Origin of the sequence: Parachitinimonas caeni, assembly GCF_030129945.1 — a bacterium.
In the GTDB taxonomy this organism is placed as follows: domain Bacteria; phylum Pseudomonadota; class Gammaproteobacteria; order Burkholderiales; family Chitinimonadaceae; genus Parachitinimonas; species Parachitinimonas caeni.
The window spans coordinates 23,619-46,223 of sequence record NZ_JARRAF010000015.1; the positions used below are offsets into that span (position 1 = coordinate 23,619).

Consider the following 22,605-nt stretch of genomic DNA (forward strand, 5'->3'; position numbering starts at 1 on the left):
AAAGAGGCGGGAGAAACCCCGCCTCTTTGCTTTGGCAAAAGCATTTGCCAGTCAGGCCAAGCCTTTGGGCAAGGAGAACACAATGTTCTCCTCAATCCCTTTCATCTCGTTGACCCGTTCTGCCCCCAGCTGTTTGACGCGCTCAATGACTTCGATCACCAGCACTTCCGGCGCAGAGGCCCCGGCGGTCACGCCTACCGATTGATGCCCGGCAATCCATTCGGGCTGCAGCTCGTCGGCGTTATCCACCAGATAGGCTGGAATGCCGAGATTTTCAGCGACCTCGCGCAGGCGATTCGAGTTCGAGCTGTTGATGGAGCCGACGACAATCATTACATCTGCTTCGCGAGCCAGTTGCTTGACCGCATCCTGCCGGTTTTGGGTGGCATAGCAGATGTCATCTTTCTTGGGGCCGACAATATTCGGAAAGCGCTGTTTCAGTGCATTGACGATCGCAGCTGCGTCATCCACCGACAAAGTGGTCTGGGTGACGTAGGCAAGCTGTTCGGTATTTTCCACCTGCAGCGTGGCAACGTCGGCCACGGTTTCCACCAGATACATGCCGCCGCTGGATTGCCCCATGGTGCCTTCGACTTCAGGATGGCCCTGGTGGCCGATCATCACGATTTCAAAGCCGGCTTCGCGCATTTTGCGCACTTCAACATGCACTTTGGTCACCAAAGGGCAGGTCGCATCAAAGACCTTGAGGCCGCGTGCTTCGGCTTCCCGCCGGACCGACTGCGGTACGCCATGGGCCGAGAAGATCACGGTGGCGCCAGCGGGCACAGCGTCCAGGCTTTCGACAAAAACGGCTCCTTTGTTGCGTAAATCCTCCACAACAAATTTGTTGTGTACGACTTCATGTCGAACGTAGATAGGTGCGCCAAATTGCTCAAGCGCCCGCTCGACGATGGCGATGGCGCGATCAACGCCGGCGCAAAAGCCACGGGGATTGGCGAGTACGACTTGGATCGTCATGTCTGCTATTCCAGTAAAACTTATTGAGAAGCGGGTTTGGGCTTGCGAAAACTGTCCCACACCATCAAGGCCGCGCCAACACAGATTGCAGAGTCGGCAATATTGAAGGCGGGCCAGTAGAAGTTGCCGTAGTAGAGCTGAATAAAGTCGATGACGTGACCAAGATAGCCACGGTCAATCAGGTTGCCGATAGCGCCACCCAGAATCAACGACATTGCCCAGCAGAACAAGGTTTCCGCACGGTGTTTCAGCAACAGCCGCCCGATTACGCCGGATACGACAATCGCCAGCAGCATGAAGAACCAGCGCTGCCAGCCTCCGGCGCTGGCGAGAAACGAGAAGGCGGCGCCGGGGTTGTACGCCAGTACCAGATTGAACGACGGCATGATGGGGATGACATCGCGTGGGCTCAAAAAGTGCTCGGCAGCCAGCTTGGTGGCCTGGTCGAGCACTATGACCATGAAGGCAATGACAAACCAGCGGACCGCCCCGCCCAGGGCGCCCGTTGGTTTGACGGGATCAGGCATGGACACGCGCTTCACCTTCACCGAATAGATTGGCGACGCAACGTCCGCACAGCGTGGCGTGGTTGGTATCACGGCCCACGTCTGCCCGGTAGTGCCAGCAGCGTTCGCACTTGGTGTAGGTGGAGGCGCTGACGCTTACCCGGCTTTCGGCACCGGCCTTCAGGCTGGCGCGCGAGGTGATGGTGACAAAGCGCAGGTCGTCACCGAGCGCCGCCATGGCATCGAGCGCATGGCCGGTCGCTTCGATATCGACTTCTGCCTGCAAGGAAGAGCCGACTGCGCCTGCGGCACGTGATTCTTCAATCTGCTTGAGTACCAGCTTGCGTGCCTCGCGGATGGCCGCCCAATCCTGGGCAAGGGATTGGCTGTCCGCCGCCACAGGCAACTGATGCCAGGTGTGCAGGAATACGCTGTCGTCGCAGCCTTCGCCGATAAAGGCCCAGGCTTCGTCAGCGGTAAATGACAGGATTGGCGCCAGCAGTAAGGTCAGGCTGCGACTGATATGCCACAGCGCAGTCTGGGCCGAACGGCGGGTTTTGGCATCTGCGGCGGTGGTGTAGAGCCGGTCTTTCAGGATGTCGAGGAAGAAGCCCCCGAGGTCTTCCGAGCAGAAGTTGTGGATTTCCTGCACGGCACCATGGAAGTCATACCTTTCATAGGCTTTGGTAACAGCCTGCTGGCATTGTTGGGTCATGACCGATACCGCATACCGGTCGATGGTCAGCAACTCATCGACAGGCAGAAGTTGGGTCTTGGCGTCGAAGTCGGCGATGTTTGCCAGCAGGAAGCGCATGGTGTTGCGGATGCGGCGATAGGCTTCGATTACACGCTTGAGGATCTCATCCGAGATCGACATTTCGCCAGAGTAATCGGTCGATGCGGTCCACAGGCGCAGCACGTCGGCACCGTACTGGTCGATGACCTTTTGCGGCACGATGACGTTGCCCAGCGATTTGGACATCTTGCGGCCCTGGCCGTCCACCACGAAGCCATGGGTCAGCAGCTGGCGATACGGCGCATGCCCATCCGTAGCGCAGCCGGTGAGCAAGGAGGACTGGAACCAGCCGCGATGCTGATCCGAGCCTTCCAGGTAGAGATCTGCCGGGTGGGCAAGCCCTTCACGGCTCTTCAAGACGGCGTAGTGCGTCGAGCCGGAGTCGAACCAGACATCCAGGGTGTCGGTAAGTTTGACGTAGTCGCGCGCTTCCTCCCCCAGCAACTCTTCTGCCTGCAGGCTGAACCAGGCTTCGATCCCGGCGTTCTCGATCTTCTTGGCCACCGCTTCGAGTAGTGCTTGCGAGCGTGGATGCAACTCGCCGGTTTCTTTGTGCATGAAGAAGGTCATCGGCACGCCCCAGTTGCGCTGGCGGGACACACACCAGTCGGGACGGTTGCCGATCATGGCTTCAAGACGGCCACGGCCCCATTGCGGGAAGAACTCGGTGGCATCAACCGCCTGCTTGGCAACATGACGCAGACTGTTTCCGGCGTTGCCGGGTTTGTCCATGGAAATGAACCACTGCGCGGTGGCACGGAAGATGATGGGTGACTTGTGTCGCCAGCAGTGTGGATAGCTATGGCGCAGCTGTGTGTTGCACAGCAGTAATTCCTTGGTTTGCAGGGTTTCGAGCACAACGGGATTGGCCTGCCATACCGTCTTGCCGGCGAGCATGGGCACGGAAGGCAGGAAACGACCGTCATTGCCAACGGGATTGTCGATGGCCAGCCCGTAATGCAGGCCGACGTGGTAGTCATCCAGGCCGTGGGCCGGTGCGGTATGGACAAGGCCGGTACCCGCGTCGGTCGTGACGTGCATGCCGAGTACGATCTTGACCTGGCGATCAATAAACGGATGTTGCAGGACCAGATGCTCCAGATGTTCGCCTTTGGTCTGGGCGATGACCTCGACGCTTTCGAAACCATAGCGCTGGATGGCCTGTTCGGCCAGATCACGAGCCAGGATCAGCAGCCCTTTGGGGGTCTGGATCAGGTCGTAAGTGAGTTCAGGATGCACGCACACTGCCTGGTTGGCGGGCAGAGTCCAGGGAGTGGTGGTCCAGATGACGGCGTAGGCAGGCTCTCCGCCAAGGCTGCCGCCACCAAAGGCTTTTTCCAGTGCCGCGTTGTCGCATACCTGAAAGGCGACGTCGATTGCCGGGCTGTTTTTGTCCTCGTATTCAACTTCAGCTTCCGCCAGGGCAGACCCACAATCGACACACCAGTGCACGGGCTTTTGCCCTTTCACCAGATAACCGTTTGCGTGGATGCGACCCAGCGTGCGCACAATGTCAGCTTCGGTCTTGAAGTCCATGGTGCGATATGGCTGATCCCAGTCACCAAGACCGCCCAGACGCACGAAATCAGCCTTTTGGCGTTCGATCTGGCCTTGCGCATATTCGCGGCACAGCTCGCGAATGAAGGCTGCTGGCAGGTGGATCGCATCGGCAGGCAGGTCGTTGGCTTTGCGATAGGCGACGATGCGTGCATGGATATCCGGCCAGCGCTTCACGGCATCTTTATCTGATTTCACCAGTTTTTCGATCTGGTGCTCGATTGGCAGGCCGTGGCAGTCCCAGCCCGGCACGTAAGGCGCATCGAAGCCCGCGAGGGTTTTCGACTTGATGATGATGTCCTTCAGAACCTTGTTGACTGCGTGACCGATATGGATATCGCCATTGGCGTAGGGCGGGCCATCATGCAGGATGAATTTGGGGCGACCCTTGGAGACAGAGCGTACTTTGTCGTAGAGCTTTTTGCTTTGCCAGGTGGCGAGAAAGCCGGGCTCACGTTTGGCCAGATCGCCACGCATCGGGAATGGAGTGTCTGGCAGATTCAGGGGATATTTATTGTCGGACATGGAAATTTTCTCGAAAAAGCATCAATTCTGTAGGTCGGCTGCACCAGGCTGGCCGTGTCGTGTGCGGGGCGACTCACCCTCGCTCGTGCCCCGCGTCAGGCCGAGCGAGGGGAGCTAATTCGCTCCCCGAACCAACGGCGAATAGCTTCGACGTCGGCACCAATCTGTGCTTTCAAGGTTTCGAGATCAGGGTATTTGGCTTCATCGCGCAGTTTGTGCAGGAAATCGACCCTGACATGGCGGCCATACAGATCTCCCTCGAAGTCCAGTACATTGACTTCCAGCGCCATCTGGCCATTGCTGATGACAGTAGGACGTATGCCGAGGCTGGCGGCTCCCAGGCGCGGTTCGCCTATGCCATGAAACTCCACGGCAAAGATGCCTGTCAGCGGTGGGCGATTGTGCTTTACCTGGATATTGGCCGTTGGAAAGCCCAGTTGCCTTCCGAGTTTCTGGCCGTGAACAACCCGGCCGCTAATGCTATAGGGTCGGCCTAGCAGGGTGTTGGCGAGTTCGATTTTCCCTGCGGCCAAGGCATCGCGTACCGCCGTGCTGGAGACCCGCATGCCTTCAACGGTAACGCTATGCATGGCATCGACTTCGAATCCAAGTGACTGGCTGGCAGCGGTCAGGCTATCGACGTTGCCACTGCGGCCTTTGCCAAACCGGAAGTCATCGCCGATCAGCACATATCGGGCCTGAAGCTGGGTTGCCAGAATATCGGCAGCGAAGGTGTCAGCGGCGAGCGAGGCGAGCTTGCGGGTGAAGTGGCAGACATAGACGCGATCAACTCCGGCATCGCGCAGTAATTCGAGCTTTTCCCGCAGGCTGGTCAGCCTTGCGGGGGCAGATTCCGGGGTAAAGAGCTCGCGCGGATGGGGTTCGAAAGTCATGACAGCCATAGGCAAGCTACGGCGTTGTGCCTCCTGCCGTAGGCGCGCAAGCATGGTGCGATGGCCGGTGTGCAGGCCATCGAAATTACCAATGGTCAGTGCGCAGGGGCCAGACGAATGAAAGGGAATACCGCGAAATACCTGCATGGTTTCAATAGATAAGGCCCGCTGTAATGGGCCTCGGTCAAGTCAGGGCCAATCTCCACACCAGTAATGCGGGTGGTTTTTGGCCGGGAAACAGGTGATTCTAGCGGAGGGGGGCAGGGTGGTCTAGGAATGAACGGCCTTTCCATGCCCACATAGGTTGATCAGTACTGTATTTCCACCACACCTTCCGACTTGGCCACACCATGGACCGTAGAGCCGGATGCCATCTTGACTGACACCTTCTGCCCTTCCGCCGCATTGGTCAGCGCACGGCCCTCGCTGGTGACTTCGAAGCCATTGCCATGGGCAATTACTTTGACGAATTCATTGGCCTTGACTGCAAATGCGGCGCGCAACTGATCTGAGCGCAGGGGGGCGCCGACTGCCAATCCTCCAACCAGAGTCCGGCCGATTGCCAGTTGCGGATCCAATACCACCGTCGGCGGAAGTTGGGACAACTCGCCTTCGCGCTTCTGGAAGTCGGCTTCTGTCATGACATGGCCAGAAGGCAAGGGACGGCTCGCAACCAAGTAGGGGGCCGTCAGCGAAATACTGACGGGGACGTTCACCGCCCAGTTGGCGCCTTGGGCGCAGCGAACCTTGACCGAGCTGTTGCCGACCAGGCGGTTGCCGGAAGGCAGGCTGACTTCAATCTTTTCACAGCGGGGCAAGATCAGGCGCTGGTCAATTTTGCCGATCTGAAACTGGGCTTTATTGCCATAAGTTCGCAGCTCGTTTGCGAGGTAGTCGTTGGCAGCCGCAACGATGGCGGCGACGTCCTGTTGGTCATCGGCGTGGGCAATCGGGCTGGCGAGCGCCATCAGTGCCGGCATCACAAGTGCAAGGGATAGATTTCGCATGCCCCTATCATAGCCCAAGCGGCAGGTTTTTTTCAGTCGGGCCCATTGCCTTGTGGTGATTTATGGTCGCCGTGTCGCCCGGTGCGGTCTGTGGGCGCTATCATTGGAAGCTGTACAGGCAACAAAAACGGAAAAACCATGCTGGAAATGCTGTTCGGGATCGTCGCAATCGTCGTGTTACTAGCCGGGATGTTGGTCTGGGTCAGGCTGGGGCAACTTGCCAATGCCCAGAAGTTGGTACTGGAAACCATACAGTTGCAACTGGAGGAAAAGCATCGGGCCGTGCTGTCCAGCATGCATGAGGGGATGACGCGGCAGGCAGAGTCGATGACCAATGCGTTTGGCCAGCAGAGTGATCGCCTGCGCAATAGCCTTACCGAATCGAATGACCGCTTGCGGGAAGGGGTAGCTCAGGCTTTTGACCGCCTGCGAGAAGCGGTAGCGCACGAATTGCGAGATACCCGGCAAGTGCTGGATCTGGCTCGCAACAGCCAGACTGATGCCATGCAGGCATTGCAATTGTCGCAGACGCAGTCCTTGGCCGAGAGCCGGGAGGCGATCCTCAGACAGCTTGCGGAGATTTCGACAGCCATCCAGCAACGGCAGGATCAGGCACGCAGCGATACGGTCGAGACGGTCGGCCGGGTGCTGGCCGAGCAAGGGGCTGCGCAGCAGGAGCTGCTGCTGACGACGTTAAGGCAGACGACTCAGCAGCTGACCCAATCAGTCGGAGAGCAGACGCAGAAGGTCGATGAGCGGCTGGAGCAGATTTCCGGCAAGGTCAGTGAACGCCTGGAAGAGGGGTTCAAGAAGACCAATGAGACCTTCACCAGTGTCATGGCTCGCCTGGCGACTATTGATGAGGCCCAGAAGAAAATTGATGGCTTGACCACCAACGTGGTGAGCCTGCAAGAGTTGCTGGGCGACAAGCGCTCCCGTGGGGCGTATGGCGAGGTGCAGCTGGAGCATCTGGTACGCAATGTCTTGCCCGAGGCCGCTTTCCGCCTGCAGGTGACACTGTCGAATGGCACTCGTGCCGACTGTCTGTTACAGCTGCCCGAACCGACCGGCAAGGTCGCAGTTGATTCGAAATTCCCGCTTGAAAACTACCACCGCATGTTCGGGCCGGATGTGACCGAGACCGAGCGTGCTCTGGCCCAGCGCGCTTTCAAGGCCGATGTGAAGCGACATATTGATGCGATTGGCGATAAGTACATCGTGCCGGGCGAAACCTCTGACGGCGCAGTTATGTTCATTCCGGCTGAGGCGGTATTTGCAGAGATCCATGCCTATCACCCCGAACTGGTGCAGCACGCAATGAGCCGGCGCGTCTGGATTGTTTCGCCAACAACCATGATGGCGGTGCTGAACACGGCGCGCGCCGTGATCAAGGATGTTGAAACCCGGCGGCAGGTGCATATCATCAAGGATGCATTGGGCAAACTGGGGCGTGAGTTCGAGCGCTTTGATGTGCGTATGAAAAAGCTGGCGGATCACATTCGCCAGGCGCATGAAGATGCCCTGCAGGTGCAGATAACGAGCGACAAGATCAGCAAACGATTTACCGAGATTGAGCACGTACGATTGGACGGCGAAAATCAGCAGTCACTTCCTGAGCCTGTTACGAGCGAGACTGGTTTGCTTGTATGACGTGAGAATATTAGAATCATCCCTTATTACCACTTGCAAAAAGGAAGTCCGCCATGCGTAACAATCTTTGCAAAGCCTTGATGGTTTTGGCTGTAGCAGGGCTGGCTGCGCCAGCGTTGGCCGAGGTCTACAAGTGGAAGGATGCTCAAGGCAACGTTCATTTTTCAGATCAGCCACCGCCGACGACCGAAGGGAAAGCCGCTGTTACGCAGATCAAGCCCGCATCGGGTCGTACTATGCCAGTGGGACAGCAGCCTGCTGCGACAGAACCCGGCAAAGGGGCTGAGAATATGACCAAGCAGGCCGCCGCTAATGGCCCGGCGGGTGACAAGGATCTCGAAGCCAAGCGTAAGGCTGCCGAGGCAGCGCAAACCAAGGCGCGTGCCGATGAAGAGGCCAAGATCAAGCAGCAGAATTGCGCAACGTCGAAAGCTTGGCTAGCCAAACTTGAGGATCAAGGCCGTGTGATCAAGCCTGGCGCGAACGGCGCGCCGGAGTTCATCAGCGACGAAAACCGTCCGGCAGAAATTGCCAATGCCCGCCGCGAGGTGGCTAAGTACTGTAAATAATTACGTAAAAGACCCGCTTTCCGGGTTGCTTTAGTCAGCAAGTACCAAACAAAACCGGCAACCCAAGGGTTGCCGGTTTTGTTTGGGGTGGTGGGCTTGGTGACTAAGGCAGCCCAGGCTCTGTTGACATTTTATTTCCGGATCGCGTTTCGTTGGATTTGGGCCTGATGCAAGGTGAAAAGCGCGCCGCTTAGTGGTAAGCCACGTGGTTTCCCGTCTGGGCGCACAGGCTGTAAGGTTTGCATGGCAAGCCAACAGCCTGGTAGTCAACGCGGCCGCAGGTCCAAACCCGGCGAAACCCTCCGTCCCCGCAAGGGGATGCCGTGGCCATAAGCCGCTTTGCGGCAACAGCCACGCAAGCCCGAGGTCGATTTTTGGGGCATGGCGTCGTTAGGGTCCGTCTATGTCGCTCGCTAAACCGCACTCACCCTGTCTCGCCCTGCCCCAAAGCTCAGCCCGGCGCGATCGGAAACAAAACGTCAACAGAGCCAGCCTAGCGTAGCTCTCCAAGTAACTCTTTCACGCGGGCTGCGCGCAGGGCAGGATCGGGCAGGTTACTTTCCACCCGCAGCCGGTCTTGGCCAGCCAGCTTGTAGTTCCGTTTGGTCTGAATCAGCTGGATGATTTTCATTGGGTCAACGCTCGTTGTCTTTGCGAATTGGATGACGATGGCGGAGTCCGACGCATCCAGTTTGGCCACCCCCATGGGGCGGGCTACCATGCGCAGGCGGTGGCAATCGAGCAGGATCTTTGCAGGCGCCGGCAGCAGGCCAAAGCGGTCGATCAGTTCCTGTTGCATATCATCCAGTTCCTCGGCGCTTTCACAGTTGGCAAGCCGCTTGTAAAGCACCAGCCGCTCATGAACATCGGGGCAATAGTCATCAGGCAGCAGGGCAGGGGCGTGCAGATTGATCTCCGTGGCTACGCCAAGCGGCGCATTCAGATCTGGCTCGACCCCTTTTTTCAGAGCCTTGACGGCTTCGTTCAGCATCGCCGAGTAGAGTGCGAAGCCTATTTCCTGCATTTCTCCAGATTGCGAATCCCCAAGTACCTCGCCTGCGCCGCGAATTTCCAGATCGTGCATGGCCAGATAGAAACCGGAGCCCAGCTCTTCCATCATCTGGATGGCTTCCAACCGCTTCTGGGCGCCCGGTGTCAGGCTTTTCAGGTCTGGCACCAGCAAATAGGCGTATGCCTGATGGTGCGAACGACCGACCCGTCCACGCATCTGGTGCAGCTGTGCCAAGCCGAATTTATCGGCGCGGTTCATGAGGATGGTGTTGGCATTGGGGATGTCGATGCCGGTTTCGATGATCGTGGTGCATAGCAGCAGATTGAAACGTTGCTGATAGAAGTCCCGCATCACGTGTTCCAGCTCGCGTTCACGCATCTGACCGTGGGCAATGCCGATGCGGGCTTCGGGTAGCAGATTGGCGAGCTTCTCGCGCATGTTGTCGATGGTATCGACCTCGTTGTGCAGGAAGAACACCTGGCCACCCCGTTTGAGTTCACGCAATACCGCTTCGCGGATCACGCCATCACTCCAGTTGGCGACAAAGGTCTTGATAGCCAGACGCCGGCTTGGGGCGGTGGCGATTACCGAAAAGTCGCGCAAACCTTCCAGGCTCATCGCCAGCGTGCGTGGGATCGGGGTGGCGGTCAGAGTCAGGACATCTACTTCATTGCGCAGGGCCTTGAGCTGTTCCTTGTGCCGTACGCCGAAACGGTGTTCTTCGTCGATGATCACCAGTCCAAGCCGCGCGAACTTCACCCCATCCTGCACCAGCTTGTGCGTGCCGATCACGATGTCGATCTGGCCTTCCGCCAAACCTTGCATGGCGGCGTCGATTTCCTTTTTTGAACGGAAGCGCGACAGCTCGGCGATTTTTACCGGCAGATCGGCAAAGCGATCAGAAAAATTCTGGAAGTGTTGTTCGGCGAGCAAAGTGGTGGGCACCAGCACCGCCACCTGTTTGCCATCGGATACGGCTACGAACGCCGCCCGCAAGGCGACCTCGGTTTTGCCAAAGCCGACATCGCCGCAAATCAGCCGATCCATCGGCTGGCCGGAGGTCATGTCAGCAACCACGGCTTGAATAGCCGAGGCTTGATCAGGGGTTTCCTCAAAGCCGAAGCCCTCACAGAAGGCTTCGTAGTCATGCGGGTTGAAGCCAAAGGCGTGGCCTTGGCGCGCAGCGCGTCGGGCGTAGAGATTCAGCAGTTCGGCTGCGGTATCGCGTACCTGCTCGGCTGCGCGGCGCTTGGCTTTTTCCCAGTTGCCGGAGCCCAGTTTGTGCATCGGTGCTGCATCGGGCGAGCCGCCCGAGTAGCGGGAAATCAGATGCAGCTGGGCAACGGGAACATACAGCTTGTCATGGCCCTGATACTCGATCAGCAGCATTTCGGTGCTGCCTTCGCCGAGGTCCATGCTGACCAGCCCCATATAGCGCCCGATGCCATGTTGCTCGTGTACAACCGGATCCCCGACCTTCAGCTCGGACAAGTCGCGCAGCATGCCCTCAGCACTCGACCGCTTGCTTGCCTTGCGACGGGAGGCGCCGACCGGACTGCCATAGAGATCGGCCTCGGTGATGACTGCAACACCGTTCTTGCTGACGAAACCGACCGCCAGCGGTGACACCGCGAGTGCGATGTGGGCCTGGCTGGTTTGAAAGTCGGCCCAACTTTCCACTGCAGAGGTATCGAGGCCATATTCGGCAAAATATTGGGAAAGCGTCTCGCGTCGTCCCAGGCTTTCCGCCAGCAACAGTACCCGCCCTGTGTGATGGTCGATAAAGTGCGTCAGCTTGCCGACGGGATTTTCGGCCCGGCGATCCACACGGATATCCGGCAATACCGACGTGGCCGCCTTCCAGCCCGACTGCACAATGTCATCAACACTGGCGGTAGCCGTTGTCAGTTCGATGCGACGGTAGGGTTTGAGCCCGCCAAACAGGCGGTCTGTCGGCAGGAACAGGTCGGCAGGCGGCAGCAAGGGGCGATCCTTATCGCCGGCCAGCATCTGGTATCGGCTCTGGGTATCCGCCCAGAAGCGTTTCGATTCTTCTTCGATTTCGCCATGCAAGACCATCAGCGCGTCACCCGGCAGATAGTCAAACAGCGTCGCGGTCTGGTCAAAAAACAGGGGCAGGTAGTACTCGATGCCGGCGGGCGTCACGCCGGACGAAATGTCCTTGTAAATGCGCGAGCGGGAGGGATCCCCTTCGAATACTTCCCGAAAGCGCGAACGGAATTTGCTGCGGCCTGCGTCGTCGAGCGGAAATTCGCGCGCGGGTAGCAGGCGGATCTCCGGCACCGGGTAGATGCTGCGCTGGGTATCGACATCGAAGGTGCGGATCGTTTCGATTTCATCATCAAAAAGGTCGAGCCGGTAGGGCAGGGCTGACCCCATCGGGAAAAGATCAACCAACCCACCACGAAACGAAAACTCCCCCGGACTGTATACCTGATTGACGTGGCTATATCCGGCCAAGGTCAGATCAGCCCGCAGCCGGTCGCCATCAAGCCGGGTTTTCTGCTTCAGGAAAAAGGTGTAGGCACTCAGGTATTCGACGGGGGGCAACACCATCAATGCCGTGGTCAGCGGGATCAGCACGACGTCCGCCTGGTTTTGCCGGATCTGCCACAAGGTCGCCAGACGCTCCGAGATCAGGTCGTGGTGCGGAGAAAAACTGTCGTAGGGCAGTGTCTCCCAATCAGGCAGCAGGGCGACCGCCAGTTCAGGGTTGAACCATGCCACCTCGTCTTTCAGGCGCGAAGCGGTCTGTGCCGTTTCGGTCACCACAACCACCGGGCGGGCCTGCGTGGCGAGGTCGGCAATCAGGCGGGCATCGGCAGAACCCGCTGGCAGGGCGAGAGACAGTCTCTGGCCGGCTGGCGGCAGAGGAATGGACGGAAGCAACGAAGACATGGCGGGTTTTGTTGACACGGTTGGGTTGGACTTCGCTCTATTGAGGGTTGAACCCGGCCTGCAGCAGCGGCGGTGGGCCGGTCAGGCTGGCGGAATGTGCGGCTCCCCCTGTATTGGGGAAGCAAGACGACCGCCATAGCGGGCCTCCCACTCTGCCAGCGCCTGGCGATATTGGGCGACTTCCTCGTTGTACAAATCCCAGATGCAAGGTTGACAGCCCGAGTCACAACACTGGGCTGGGTCGGGGGCAACGGGCGGTTCTGGGCGTGGTGGAATCTGCATGAAACGATTGTACTCCGCAGATGGGCAGAATGAGAATCGGCACGGTACGCACCAGGGCCATCTCATTGTCTTGTGGATTATTTTTGGTTATCCACAGCCATGCTTCTTGAGCCTGAAGCCTGAAAGCCCAGATAAGGGGCGGCATACAGACAAAGTGTGAAAAATTACCGGAAGTAATTTACTGGAAAAATTACGCCGATGTCATGGAAAATGGGTGGTCAACCCAATTTCCCGGAAGGGCCGCAGATGGCACTCTGTCGCAAATGGTGTTCCTCATGGTTGCTGGCTGCAGGTCTGGTGCTGGTCAGCAACTGGGCGAGTGCCGCTGATTTTACGCCTCGCGCAGTACCTGTAGGCAGTGTGGAGAAACTTTCACTTTCTCTGGGTTTGTCAGTGACCGGCCCAGACCGGGGGCAGACTGGTGTGGTGATGGTTGCCGCCTTGTTGCCCAATGGCAATCTGTATGTCTTGACACCCAATGGCTGGTCTCCTTTCGATGGCAAGCTACCCGCCCTCTTCAAAGGGGTTCTGGGCGAGCACGAATTTCCGCTGTTTTCAAATACGGATCTGACCCCGTATGTCGGCACCACGGTGTACATCGGTTACGGCAAGACAGAGCAGGACATGCTGGCCCGTCGGCTCTACTCCGGGATTTATACCGTCCCCGCTGCGCCGGCATCGGCGGCGAGCAAATCAGCCCGATTTCTGGCCCAGGCGACATTTGGCCCCCGGCCTCAAGACATCGAACAAGTCGCTGCGACAGGTTACGAAAGTTGGCTCACAACACAGTTCAATACGCCAGCGACCTTACTGCTGCCAAAGATGCTGGCCAGTGCAGAGCCGGATGCCCGCAATACCCGGATGGAGACTTGGTGGCACATTGCCCTGACCGGGCAGGATCAGTTGCGGCAGCGCGTGGCGCTGGCCTTGAGCGAAATCTTTGTCGTATCGGATCGTGGCAATAATCTTGGTGATCATCAGGCCATTGCCTACTACCACGATCTGCTGGCCAAGGATGCTTTCGGTAATTTTCGAACCCTGCTGGAAGACGTGACCCTGAGCCCGGCCATGGGGCTCTACCTGAATATGCTGGGTAACCAGAAGCCGGATCCGGAAAACAATATCCATGCCGATGAAAACTATGCGCGAGAGCTGATGCAGCTGTTTTCGATCGGTTTGGTACAGCTCAATGCGGATGGCACTATCAAAACCGATGCACAAGGCAAACCGCTGCCCACCTACACCCAGGCGGATGTCACGAATCTGGCGCGCGTGCTCACGGGTTGGAGTTGGAATCGGGCCGGTTTTTATGATGGTCCGGAGAATAACCTTGTACAGATGGTACCGTTTGCCGAATACCACGATACCGATGCCAAGACCATCATCGGTGGGGTTCGGATTCCGGCTGGTAAAGATGCTCGCAGCGAGTTGAAAGTTGCGCTCGATACCTTGTTCAATCATCCGAACGTCGGGCCGTTTATCGGCCGTCAGCTGATTCAGAGACTGGTGACCAGTAACCCGACTCCTGCCTATGTTGGCCGTGTTGCGCAGGTTTTTGCCAACAATGGCAAAGGGGTACGAGGGGATATGCAAGCCGTGGTGCGCGCCATTTTGCTGGACCCGGAAGCCCGGGATACTGCACCGACCAATGCCAGTTTCGGAAAGCGCCGTGAACCTTTGCTCATGGTCAGTCATGTCTGGAGGGCACTCAATGCCTCAGCAGGTAACGGTAAATACCAGTTCTGGTATCCCGACTGGGACCTGGGCCAGGCGCCTTACAGCGCACCTTCGGTTTTCAATTTCTATAAGCCGCGCTATGTGCCGGCAGGCCCGCTCAAGATGGCGGGTTTGGTCGGGCCTGAATTTCAGCGGGTGGATGCTTCGTCGATCGTGCAGCTCAGTAATTGGTTTTCCTACAACGTGTTCGAGCACGAGAAAGGGAATCCGGAAGCGCGGCCAGAAGACATCCTGCTCGATTTCGAGCCCTTGCGCGCACTGGCAGGAAACCCGGATAGCGGGCCCTTGGTGGACCGTTTGAATCTGTTACTGCTAAGTGGGCAGATGACGGCGACCAGTCGCCGGTCAATGGTGAACTACCTCAACACGCTGGATACGGATGATCGTGGCAAGAGCCGGATTCAGGAGGCGCTGTTCCTGATCATGACGTCGCCTCAATACCAGATCCAGAAGTGAGACCCGCATGAAGCGTTCATTACTTGAAGCCAGTATCAATCGACGTCAACTCCTCAAATGGGCCTCCGGGGCATCGCTGGGCGGTAGCTCGCTGACTGCAGCACTGGGCGGCCTGTCTGCATTGGGGACTTCTTCAGCATTGGCGGCAGGGCCGGACAGTAGCTATCGGGCGCTGGTCTGCGTATATCTGCTGGGAGGAAATGATGCCTTCAACATGCTGGTACCTAGCGACGCAGCTGGATACAACCAGTATCAGCAGGCGCGGGTGCGACTGGCGGTACCGCAGGCAGGACTGTTGCCCATTCGTCCGCGCTCCACGGATGGCCGTAGTTTCGGTTTCCATTCCTCCATGACTGAAATGCAAAACCTGTTTGGCCTGGGGCGCCTGGCGGTTGTTGCCAATGTCGGTACATTACTGGCGCCCACCAGCAAGGCCGAATACGAGTCGGGTCATAACCTGCCACCCCAGCTGTTTTCGCATTCTGATCAGTCCGATCAGTGGATGATGGGACGTCCGGAAGGTTTGGATCTGCAGGGTTGGGGAGGGCGATTGGGAGACCTGCTACAGGCTCAGAATCAGGCGAATGGTCTCTCGATCAATATTTCTCTGGATGGCGACAATGTGTTCCAGACCGGGGGGGCGGTGGTGCCGTATTCACTCGATGTGAATGGTGTGCAGCAATTCAACCGTCTGAATGAGCCGCACGAGGCCGGCCGGATAGCGGCCTTTCAGGCGATGCTGGACGAGGGCTTGGCCAGTAGCAATCTGCTGGAGCGGCAGTCTGCGGAAGCGACAAGATTGTCGCGTAGCCTGAGCGAGTTGATGCGTAATTCCTTGGCGCAGGCGGGGGGCTTTACGGCATCGTTTCCAGATACGCCACTTGGCAATCAGCTGAAAATGGTCGCCAATTTGATCTCTGTTCGTAGTCGTCTGGGGGCAAAGCGGCAGATTTTCTTTGTGTCGATGGGCGGATTTGATACCCATGACCAGCAGCCAGAGGTACAGCCAAGGCTGTTCAGTGAGGTCAGTCAGGCGCTCTACGCCTTTTATCGGGCCACGGTTGAATTGGGTGTCGCAGAGTCCGTTACCACCTTTACCCAGTCGGAGTTCGGCCGGACACTGACCAATAACGACAATGGAACCGACCACGGCTGGGGCTCGCACCACATGGTCATGGGCGGTGCGGTGCAGGGCGGCGACATTTACGGCCGTATGCCGCAACTCTCGATCGGTGGGCCGGACGACACGAGCGATGGCCATGTCATCCCTACCACCTCCACCTACCAATATGCGGCGACGTTAGGGCAATGGCTCGGAGCAAGTGCTGCCGATGTGGCCACCCTCTTTCCCAATCTCAGTCGCTTTGACCGTCCAAATCTCGGTTTTCTGTCACCGTAAGTGCGGGTCACCCGTACGGTAGACCTGACCAGGCGAAGCCGAAATAGAAGCCTCAACAGGCATGGCATCCCGTTTGTTTGCTGTACGCGATATAGACCGCATCCAGTGTCCAGCCTTGTGCCTGATACAAAGCCTGTGCCGGCAGGTTGGTGCGGGCAGTGGTGAGGTCGAGGCGTGCATAGCCGTTTGTGCGGGCATGCTGCTCGGCGGCTTCCAGTAAGGCGGCGCCCAGCCCGAGGCGTCGGGCAGTCGGGGCAACATACAAGTCATACAGCACATAGACGGGCGCTGCCAGAATCGAGCAGAAGCTTGGATACAACTGGCAGAAGCCGGCGGCTTCGCCGTTGTTGAGTTCCGCCAGCAAGATCTCTGATTGATTGGCCTGTAGCCGTTCGGTAATGAAATTCCAGGCCAACGGCAGATCGGGCGCTTGCTGGTAGAACTGCCGGTAGGCGTCAAACAATGGCGCAATGCGGGCGGCATCGGCCAGGGTTGCCAGACGGATATGAAACGGCGGCAGCGGTCGTTGTGCTTCTACCCAATAAAGCTGCTTATGCCCCAATGATTCATAGTGTTGCCGATAAAATTCGGCGACGCGCCGACTTTCAAAATGGCGCATCAAGATCATATTCCCATTGTCGTCCTGCCGGAATAAATCGGCGTCGCACAAGTCGGCGGTAAATGCCGGATGCTGTTGTCGGCAAATTGCCAGAAGTGACTCATTCAGGTGCGTGGGCCAGTTCTGTAATTCGAGATATTCCAGTGCGGCGTTAATTTCTGCCGTTGCAAAATGAATCAGGCATTGTGTACCGGGCAAGGGGTATTCAAACCCCATCTGCTGGCCCCAAGGCAGTTCAAAGAACCACCAATGCACCGCGTCGGCAGACGCTTCTTTGGCCGTGGGGGCTGCGTGCGGTTCGCCCAGTTTTTGGACCAGATCGGAATACGCAATATCGACACAAATAATAGGGGCCGAAAAAGAAATGGTGGCAGCGGGAATGATTTTGAGGCTGGCGGGTATCGACATTTTTTTGGCGAAGGGGTAAACGTATTTGTATATTTTAAATTCTATTGTGGGTTAGGTGTGGGAATGTGGGTGGCCTGTGTGCCCGATTTAAATGGGTAAATGCGGGTTTCAGGTTCGAGACGGGTATTTTGCAAACGTGCAGGATTCTCTTTGGGAAATGTGGGTCCAAGTGGAAATGCTCCGGCGGATTTTCACCGACAAAGGCGGGCTATCTGAGCTGTCTTAAAGGAAGCGGCCCTTAAGGAAAAAAGTGAAAACACTCGTCATCCTGTTGAAAGTGCTGTTGATCAGTGTTTTGTCGATTCTGGCAATCGGTTTCGGGTTATGCGGGGCACTGGGCTTGTCTATCGGGCAATGGGAAACCGTTGGGCTGGGTGCTGGCGGTGTCGGGATTGCCACAGTGCTTGGCTGGCTCGTTGTGTTGCTGGCGCGCTCGTTGAACCCGGCGCATCCCCCCAAGCCGCCGGAAGATGAGAGCTCCAGTCCGCCGCCCACCTGAGTGAGGAAGCCATGTTTGCTGGCTGTCGCGTTACCGACGTGTTGAAGGTGGTCTGGCAGACCGTGTCGATGTTGCTTCTGACGATTCTGGCTGTCAGCTATGGCGTCATGGGCTTGCTGGTGCTGGCCGGGGCCGCAGGAGGCAATGGGATCGCCGGGGGGCTGGTGTTGCTGGCGGCGTGTGGGTTGTGCCTGTGGGGCCTGTTTTGTATCGCCCACCGCGTGAGTGCAAAGATGCCGCCGATGTGGACGGAGCACTCCGGGGCGGCTGGCAAACCCGACTCGATGAGGTGAGCGGGTGCAGACCCTGATGAAGGCGGTCAAGATCGTCGTGGCCTTGTTTCTATTTCTGCCAGCGTGTGGTTTAGGTTCTGTTGACGTAAGGTTTGCAGATCGCGTTTCACCGGAAAATGGCCTGGAACAAGGCGCAGAGCGCGCCGCATAGTCATTCTATGCAAGCGCTCTGCAACACAGGGCCAGGCCGTTTTCCGGTGAAATCCTGCGTCCCCGCCAGGAGGATGCCGTGGCTGTAAGCCGCTACGCGGCAACAGCCACGCAAGGCCGGGGTCGATTTTTGGGGCAGTGCGTCGTTAGGGTTCGCTTATTTAGCTCGCTAAACCGCGCTTACCCTGCCGTGCGTGGTGGTTGGGGCTTTAGCCCCTTACCATCCACGGCCTACTCCTTGCGGGTATAGCCCTGCCCCAAAACTCGGTCCGGCGCGACTGTAAACCTTACGTCAACAGAACCTAGGCTTATGTGGCGCCATTTTCACTTTGGGCAATGCCGAGGCGTTAATGACCGAACTTTCCGGAGCGAATGTCTGGAATTTGCTGTGGGACTTGTCTTTGGTAGGCGTGTCACTTTTACTGTTCTTCATGATTCATCATTTGCTCAAGTCTGCGCAGCGATCGTCCCCTCAAGTCATCCCGCCCTCTGCCGCCAAGTCGGACAGCCACGGCGATGGCAATCCCCCTAACTGATCTTGCCGATTCATGACTTTTCATCTGGCCCTGTCTGCTCAGCATGCGCTGATTGCCCATCAACTGCTTGAGTTTCTTGGCATGGCCATTGGAGCCCGCTACTACTTGCGGCTGCGCCGGTGTGGTGATGGCCAGTCGGTGCTGGCACCGACCCATTACGCCGTGCTGGTGGGTTGTCTTGCCGGGGCTGCACTGGGCAACAAGTTGGTGTTCTGGGTGGAAAATCCACAGTTGTGGGCGGTTTATGGTCAGGACTGGCGCAATTGGCTGGGTGGGCAGTCGATGGTGGGTGGCTTGCTGGGTGGATTGCTTGGGGTGGAACTCGCCAAATGGCTGACCCACCAGACCCGTTCGACCGGCGACTTTTTTGTTTTCCCGCTGCTGCTGGGGTTGATGATTGGCCGCGTCGGCTGCTTTCTGGCGGGGTTGCATGATGGCACCTATGGCGTGCCAACCAACCTGCCCTGGGGTGTGGACTTTGGGGATGGCCAGCCACGGCACCCAACCCAGCTCTACGAGATCATTTTCTGCGGCCTGCTCTGGCGGGGGCTGCGGCTCTGGCAAGCCGCACTGGCTACGGTACCGGGGTTGCTGTTCAAAAGCTGGGTGGTGGCGTATCTGTTGTGGCGACTCCTGGTCGATGCCATCAAGCCGGTGCCGTATGGGTATCCGGGTGGTTTGTCGGGAATCCAGTGGATCTGCCTGCTGGCGCTCGCTGCTTATCTTCCATTTGTCTGGCGGGCGTGGCGGCTGTGGCGCACGTCTGCATCACTAGAAAGTGCCTCCTCATGAGCCGCAAGAATCGGCCCTACCTCTTCTACGACACCACAACGGCGCTGTGCGGCCAGTGCTATCGCACGGTAGAGGCCAAGATCATCGAGAAGTCCGGCGCTGTTTATATGGATAAGTGGTGCCCGGCGCATGGCAACGAGCGGGTGCTGGTCAGTGACGATGCCGACTACTACCGGCAGTGTCGCGAGGTCTACCTCAAACCGCCGGAGATGCCGCAGCAGTTCAATACATCGATGACTTATGGCTGCCCCTATGACTGCGGTCTCTGCCCTGATCATATGCAGCACTCCTGCCTGTCGATCGTCGAGATCAACGATCATTGCAACCTGCAGTGCCCGGTTTGCTATGCCGGTTCCGGGCCTAAACGCAGCGAGCATCGCAGTCTGGCCGAAATCGAGGCCATGCTCGATGCGGTGGTTGCCAACGAAGGTGAGCCCGATGTGGTGCAGATTTCCGGTGGCGAGCCGACGCTTCATCCCGACTTCTTTGCCGTGCTGGATCTGGCCCGTGCCCGGCCGATCCGTCATCTGATGATCAACACCAACGGCATTCGCATCGCCCAAGACCCGGACTTTGCCGAAAGACTGGCCAGCTATGCGCCGGGGCTCGAAATCTATCTGCAGTTCGACTCGTTCCGCCCCCTGGCGTTGCAGGCATTGCGGGGCGCCGACCTCAGCCGAATTCGGGAGCAGGCCATATTGCGCTTGAATGCGCTCAATCTTTCGACCACCTTGGTGGTGACGCTGAAGCGTGGGCTGAACGATGACGAAATCGGCGACATCATCCGCTATGGCTTGCAGCAGCGCTGCGTCCGGGGAGTGACGTTGCAGCCGATTCAGGAGGCCGGCCGGCTGGAAGGCTTCGATGGCAAGCGCCACCGTCTGACGGTCAGCGAGATTCGTCGTGCGATTGCCGCGCAGAGCGGGCTGTTCAGCCTGGATGATGTACGGCCCGTCCCCTGCAACCCCGATACCCTGGCCATGGCTTACGCCATCAAGCTTGAGGATGAGGTGGTGCCGCTGACCCGTTATCTAGATGCCGACACTCTGCTGGCGGGGGAGCGCAGCACGATTGTGTTCGAACGCGACCCGGCACTCAAAGCCAGTCTGTTCAAGCTGTTTGCCACCAATCATTCGCCGGAATCGCAGGCCAGTTGCCTGTCTGAACTGATGTGCTGCCTGCCCAGCGTTGAGGCGCCACAGGCGCTGACCTACGCCAACGTGTTCCGTGTGCTGATCGTGCAGTTTATGGACGCCAGCAACCTCGATATCCGGGCACTGAAGAAGTCGTGCATCCACTTCGCCCGCCCCGACGGCCGACTGATCCCGTTCGAGGCGTACAACCTGTTCTATCGGGATGACCGGGCGGGGTTGCTGCAAACCATACAGGATGAGATTGCGCAGACCACCAGACAGCGGCAGCGGGTGATGTCGTTGCGGCCGATTTATGGAGAGTAAATATTTGCTTCTTACTTTGCGCTTTGATTTTTAAATGCTTTTGTTTGAGGTGGATGAGTATTTATTCAAATGTGGCGCCTAAATGGATAAACTGGATTTCTCTTCCTGATGGTGACATCAATGAAAAATATCCTGCTGGTAATTTTTGCTGCACTGACGGTGGCCTTGCCGGCAATGGCCAAGCCCTATTCCTTGCCCGGAACTGGTATTCATTTTGATGCCCCCGAAGGCTTTACCGCCATGACGGCAAAAGAAATCGCCGTCAAATTTCCCGTCGCCAATCCGCCTGCGACAGTGGTCGCCAATAAGGCCCGCACGGTTACGATTGCGTATGAAGTGAGGCCACAAGCCCTGCCGGTTGAGATGCTGGAAACCGCTTTGGGTGCTTTTGAGAAGGCTTTCGAGCAAAGCGTGCCAGGGCTGGAGTGGAAAGCCCGTAAGGTGATTGCATTGCAAGATAGAAAATGGATCCAGCTGGAATTTATTTCAAACCGGGATGGTGTTGATATTTATAACATCATGCTGATCACGCCGTTTGACCAGAAAATGCTGGCATTCAATTTTAATTCCATCCGTCATGAATTTTCCAAAATAGAGCCTGCATTGCGAAAAAGCATGCAAACTATTGTTTTGCCAGAAAATAAATGAGCTTTTCCAATTTGCAAAATCGCTTCCGGGGCTGTCTGCTTGGTCTGGCCTGTGGCGATGCTGTCGGCACTACGGTTGAGTTTTCCCCGCGCGGCAGTTTCGAGCCAGTACGGGATATGGTTGGCGGTGGCCCGTTCAATCTGCCAGCCGGTGCCTGGACTGACGACACGTCTATGGCGCTGTGTCTGGCGCATAGCCTGCTGCATTGCCAGGGATTTGATGCGCGAGACCAGATGAATCGCTATACCAACTGGCAACAGCATGGCTATATGAGCAGTACCGGTAGCTGCTTTGATATCGGCGTGACGATAGCGCGGGCCCTGCAGCGGTATCAGCTTTCCGGCAACCCGTTTGCGGGGGTGCCCGACCCACGTCAGGCCGGCAATGGCAGTCTGATGCGACTGGCGCCCGTGGTGCTCTACTACTTCGATCAGCCTGATCAGCTGCCCGGCATGGCAGCGGAGAGTGCCCGCACTACACATGGCGCCGAGGAAGTGCTGGCGGCAACACGCCTGTTTGCCCGGCAGTTACGCGCTGCGCTGGCTGGTCAGAGCAAGGATGCCATCGTGCAGGGGCTACAGGATGAGCCGTGCCCACCCAAAGTGGCGGCCTTGGCCCGAGGCGACTGGCGCGACAAGGCCGAGAGCGAGATCAAGGGCAGTGGGTATGTCATGGAATCGCTCGAAGCGGCGCTTTGGTGCTTCTGGCATACCGACAGCTTCGAGGCGGCGATCCTGCGCGCGGCCAATCTGGGGGATGACGCAGACACCACGGCCGCCATCTGCGGTCAGCTGGCGGGCGCTTACTATGGCGTCGAAGCGATTCCACTGCCCTGGCGGCAGCGGCTGGTGATGGCGCAGGAAATCACCGCCCTGGCCGATCAGCTGCTGGCGCAGCGCAGACATTGAACAAGGATC

19 protein-coding genes are annotated in these 22,605 nt (G+C 57.9%); 11 read left to right on the top strand and 8 right to left on the bottom strand.

The annotated features are described in order from the left end of the window. Positions 1-51: 51 nt before the first annotated feature. From ispH to flgA, 5 genes are all read right to left on the bottom strand, one after another. The gene (ispH, locus tag PZA18_RS13530; protein WP_284101385.1) at positions 52-978 is read right to left on the bottom strand and encodes a 4-hydroxy-3-methylbut-2-enyl diphosphate reductase; all 927 of its coding nucleotides are present in this window, start codon (positions 976-978) and stop codon (positions 52-54) included. Positions 979-998: 20 nt separating this feature from the next. Beyond that, the gene (lspA, locus tag PZA18_RS13535) at positions 999-1,505 is read right to left on the bottom strand and encodes a signal peptidase II (protein WP_284101468.1); all 507 of its coding nucleotides are present in this window, start codon (positions 1,503-1,505) and stop codon (positions 999-1,001) included. Beyond that, positions 1,498-4,362: an isoleucine--tRNA ligase gene (ileS, locus tag PZA18_RS13540; RefSeq protein WP_284101386.1), complete on the bottom strand. Its 2,865-nt coding sequence runs from the start codon at positions 4,360-4,362 to the stop codon at positions 1,498-1,500. Before ileS ends, lspA begins: the two co-directional genes overlap by 8 nt. A 95-nt stretch (positions 4,363-4,457) precedes the next feature. Next, positions 4,458-5,402, bottom strand: coding sequence for a bifunctional riboflavin kinase/FAD synthetase (locus PZA18_RS13545; RefSeq protein WP_284101387.1), 945 nt, complete (start codon positions 5,400-5,402; stop codon positions 4,458-4,460). A 161-nt stretch (positions 5,403-5,563) separates the two neighbouring features. Next, positions 5,564-6,262, bottom strand: a complete 699-nt coding sequence (gene flgA / locus PZA18_RS13550) for a flagellar basal body P-ring formation chaperone FlgA (protein ID WP_284101388.1) — start codon at positions 6,260-6,262, stop codon at positions 5,564-5,566. A gap of 138 nt (positions 6,263-6,400) precedes the next feature. Between flgA and rmuC the strand changes: the two genes are divergently transcribed. Both rmuC and PZA18_RS13560 read left to right on the top strand, forming a co-directional pair. After that, entirely contained in the window at positions 6,401-7,912 is a 1,512-nt protein-coding gene (gene rmuC, locus PZA18_RS13555) for a DNA recombination protein RmuC (RefSeq protein ID WP_284101389.1), read from the top strand. A gap of 53 nt (positions 7,913-7,965) precedes the next feature. Further along, positions 7,966-8,481: a DUF4124 domain-containing protein gene (locus PZA18_RS13560; RefSeq protein ID WP_284101390.1), complete on the top strand. Its 516-nt coding sequence runs from the start codon at positions 7,966-7,968 to the stop codon at positions 8,479-8,481. Positions 8,482-8,974: 493 nt separating this feature from the next. On the opposite strand, the gene mfd is transcribed toward PZA18_RS13560, so the two are convergent. Beyond that, positions 8,975-12,412, bottom strand: coding sequence for a transcription-repair coupling factor (gene mfd, locus PZA18_RS13565; RefSeq protein WP_284101391.1), 3,438 nt, complete (start codon positions 12,410-12,412; stop codon positions 8,975-8,977). 81 nt (positions 12,413-12,493) lie between these two features. After that, on the bottom strand, positions 12,494-12,694 hold the full coding sequence (locus PZA18_RS13570; protein WP_284101392.1) for an oxidoreductase-like domain-containing protein: 201 nt from the start codon (positions 12,692-12,694) through the stop codon (positions 12,494-12,496). Positions 12,695-12,892: 198 nt separating this feature from the next. Here PZA18_RS13570 and PZA18_RS13575 point away from each other — a divergent pair, with 198 nt between their 5' ends. Together PZA18_RS13575 and PZA18_RS13580 are read left to right on the top strand one after the other, a co-directional pair. Continuing rightward, positions 12,893-14,887 carry a DUF1800 domain-containing protein gene (locus PZA18_RS13575; RefSeq protein ID WP_284101393.1) on the top strand — a complete coding sequence of 665 codons (1,995 nt, stop codon included), beginning with the start codon at positions 12,893-12,895 and terminating at the stop codon, positions 14,885-14,887. Between the two features lie 7 nt (positions 14,888-14,894). Then, on the top strand, positions 14,895-16,286 hold the full coding sequence (locus PZA18_RS13580) for a DUF1501 domain-containing protein (protein WP_284101394.1): 1,392 nt from the start codon (positions 14,895-14,897) through the stop codon (positions 16,284-16,286). Positions 16,287-16,338: 52 nt separating this feature from the next. Here PZA18_RS13580 and PZA18_RS24975 read toward each other — a convergent pair whose 3' ends face one another. Further along, a complete protein-coding gene (locus tag PZA18_RS24975) occupies positions 16,339-17,313 on the bottom strand; it encodes a GNAT family N-acetyltransferase (RefSeq protein ID WP_308447386.1) in 975 nt (324 codons plus the stop codon). Positions 17,314-17,563: 250 nt separating this feature from the next. On the opposite strand from PZA18_RS24975, the gene PZA18_RS13590 reads away from it, so the two are divergent. The 7 genes from PZA18_RS13590 (at position 17,564) to PZA18_RS13620 (ending at position 22,596) form a co-directional block, all read left to right on the top strand. Beyond that, positions 17,564-17,812: a hypothetical protein gene (locus PZA18_RS13590; RefSeq protein ID WP_284101395.1), complete on the top strand. Its 249-nt coding sequence runs from the start codon at positions 17,564-17,566 to the stop codon at positions 17,810-17,812. An 11-nt stretch (positions 17,813-17,823) separates the two neighbouring features. Continuing rightward, complete coding sequence (locus PZA18_RS13595) at positions 17,824-18,105, top strand: hypothetical protein (RefSeq protein ID WP_284101396.1); 282 nt, start codon at positions 17,824-17,826, stop codon at positions 18,103-18,105. Positions 18,106-18,605: 500 nt separating this feature from the next. Further along, on the top strand, positions 18,606-18,791 hold the full coding sequence (locus tag PZA18_RS13600) for a hypothetical protein (protein ID WP_284101397.1): 186 nt from the start codon (positions 18,606-18,608) through the stop codon (positions 18,789-18,791). Between the two features lie 12 nt (positions 18,792-18,803). Next, entirely contained in the window at positions 18,804-19,583 is a 780-nt protein-coding gene (locus PZA18_RS13605; RefSeq protein WP_284101398.1) for a prolipoprotein diacylglyceryl transferase, read from the top strand. After that, positions 19,580-21,040, top strand: coding sequence for a radical SAM protein (locus PZA18_RS13610; RefSeq protein WP_284101399.1), 1,461 nt, complete (start codon positions 19,580-19,582; stop codon positions 21,038-21,040). The genes PZA18_RS13605 and PZA18_RS13610 overlap by 4 nt, the downstream gene beginning before the upstream one ends. Positions 21,041-21,160: 120 nt before the next feature. Then, complete coding sequence (locus tag PZA18_RS13615) at positions 21,161-21,688, top strand: DcrB/PsbP domain-containing protein (RefSeq protein WP_284101400.1); 528 nt, start codon at positions 21,161-21,163, stop codon at positions 21,686-21,688. Then, positions 21,685-22,596 (top strand): ADP-ribosylglycohydrolase family protein, encoded by a 912-nt coding sequence (locus PZA18_RS13620; RefSeq protein ID WP_284101401.1) that lies wholly within the window; start codon positions 21,685-21,687, stop codon positions 22,594-22,596. Before PZA18_RS13615 ends, PZA18_RS13620 begins: the two co-directional genes overlap by 4 nt. Positions 22,597-22,605 lie beyond the last annotated feature (9 nt).

Bases quoted from the DNA above. Each gene is read 5' to 3' on its own strand.
- ispH (WP_284101385.1), bottom strand. From the start codon at position 978: ATGACGATCCAAGTCGTACTCGCCAATCCCCGTGGCTTTTGCGCCGGC.
- lspA (WP_284101468.1), bottom strand. From the start codon at position 1,505: ATGCCTGATCCCGTCAAACCAACGGGCGCCCTGGGCGGGGCGGTCCGC.
- ileS (WP_284101386.1), bottom strand. From the start codon at position 4,362: ATGTCCGACAATAAATATCCCCTGAATCTGCCAGACACTCCATTCCCG.
- PZA18_RS13545 (WP_284101387.1), bottom strand. From the start codon at position 5,402: ATGCAGGTATTTCGCGGTATTCCCTTTCATTCGTCTGGCCCCTGCGCA.
- flgA (WP_284101388.1), bottom strand. From the start codon at position 6,262: ATGCGAAATCTATCCCTTGCACTTGTGATGCCGGCACTGATGGCGCTC.
- rmuC (WP_284101389.1), top strand. From the start codon at position 6,401: ATGCTGGAAATGCTGTTCGGGATCGTCGCAATCGTCGTGTTACTAGCC.
- PZA18_RS13560 (WP_284101390.1), top strand. From the start codon at position 7,966: ATGCGTAACAATCTTTGCAAAGCCTTGATGGTTTTGGCTGTAGCAGGG.
- mfd (WP_284101391.1), bottom strand. From the start codon at position 12,412: ATGTCTTCGTTGCTTCCGTCCATTCCTCTGCCGCCAGCCGGCCAGAGA.
- PZA18_RS13570 (WP_284101392.1), bottom strand. From the start codon at position 12,694: ATGCAGATTCCACCACGCCCAGAACCGCCCGTTGCCCCCGACCCAGCC.
- PZA18_RS13575 (WP_284101393.1), top strand. From the start codon at position 12,893: ATGTCATGGAAAATGGGTGGTCAACCCAATTTCCCGGAAGGGCCGCAG.
- PZA18_RS13580 (WP_284101394.1), top strand. From the start codon at position 14,895: ATGAAGCGTTCATTACTTGAAGCCAGTATCAATCGACGTCAACTCCTC.
- PZA18_RS24975 (WP_308447386.1), bottom strand. From the start codon at position 17,313: ATGTCGATACCCGCCAGCCTCAAAATCATTCCCGCTGCCACCATTTCT.
- PZA18_RS13595 (WP_284101396.1), top strand. From the start codon at position 17,824: ATGTTTGCTGGCTGTCGCGTTACCGACGTGTTGAAGGTGGTCTGGCAG.
- PZA18_RS13600 (WP_284101397.1), top strand. From the start codon at position 18,606: ATGACCGAACTTTCCGGAGCGAATGTCTGGAATTTGCTGTGGGACTTG.
- PZA18_RS13605 (WP_284101398.1), top strand. From the start codon at position 18,804: ATGACTTTTCATCTGGCCCTGTCTGCTCAGCATGCGCTGATTGCCCAT.
- PZA18_RS13610 (WP_284101399.1), top strand. From the start codon at position 19,580: ATGAGCCGCAAGAATCGGCCCTACCTCTTCTACGACACCACAACGGCG.
- PZA18_RS13615 (WP_284101400.1), top strand. From the start codon at position 21,161: ATGAAAAATATCCTGCTGGTAATTTTTGCTGCACTGACGGTGGCCTTG.
- PZA18_RS13620 (WP_284101401.1), top strand. From the start codon at position 21,685: ATGAGCTTTTCCAATTTGCAAAATCGCTTCCGGGGCTGTCTGCTTGGT.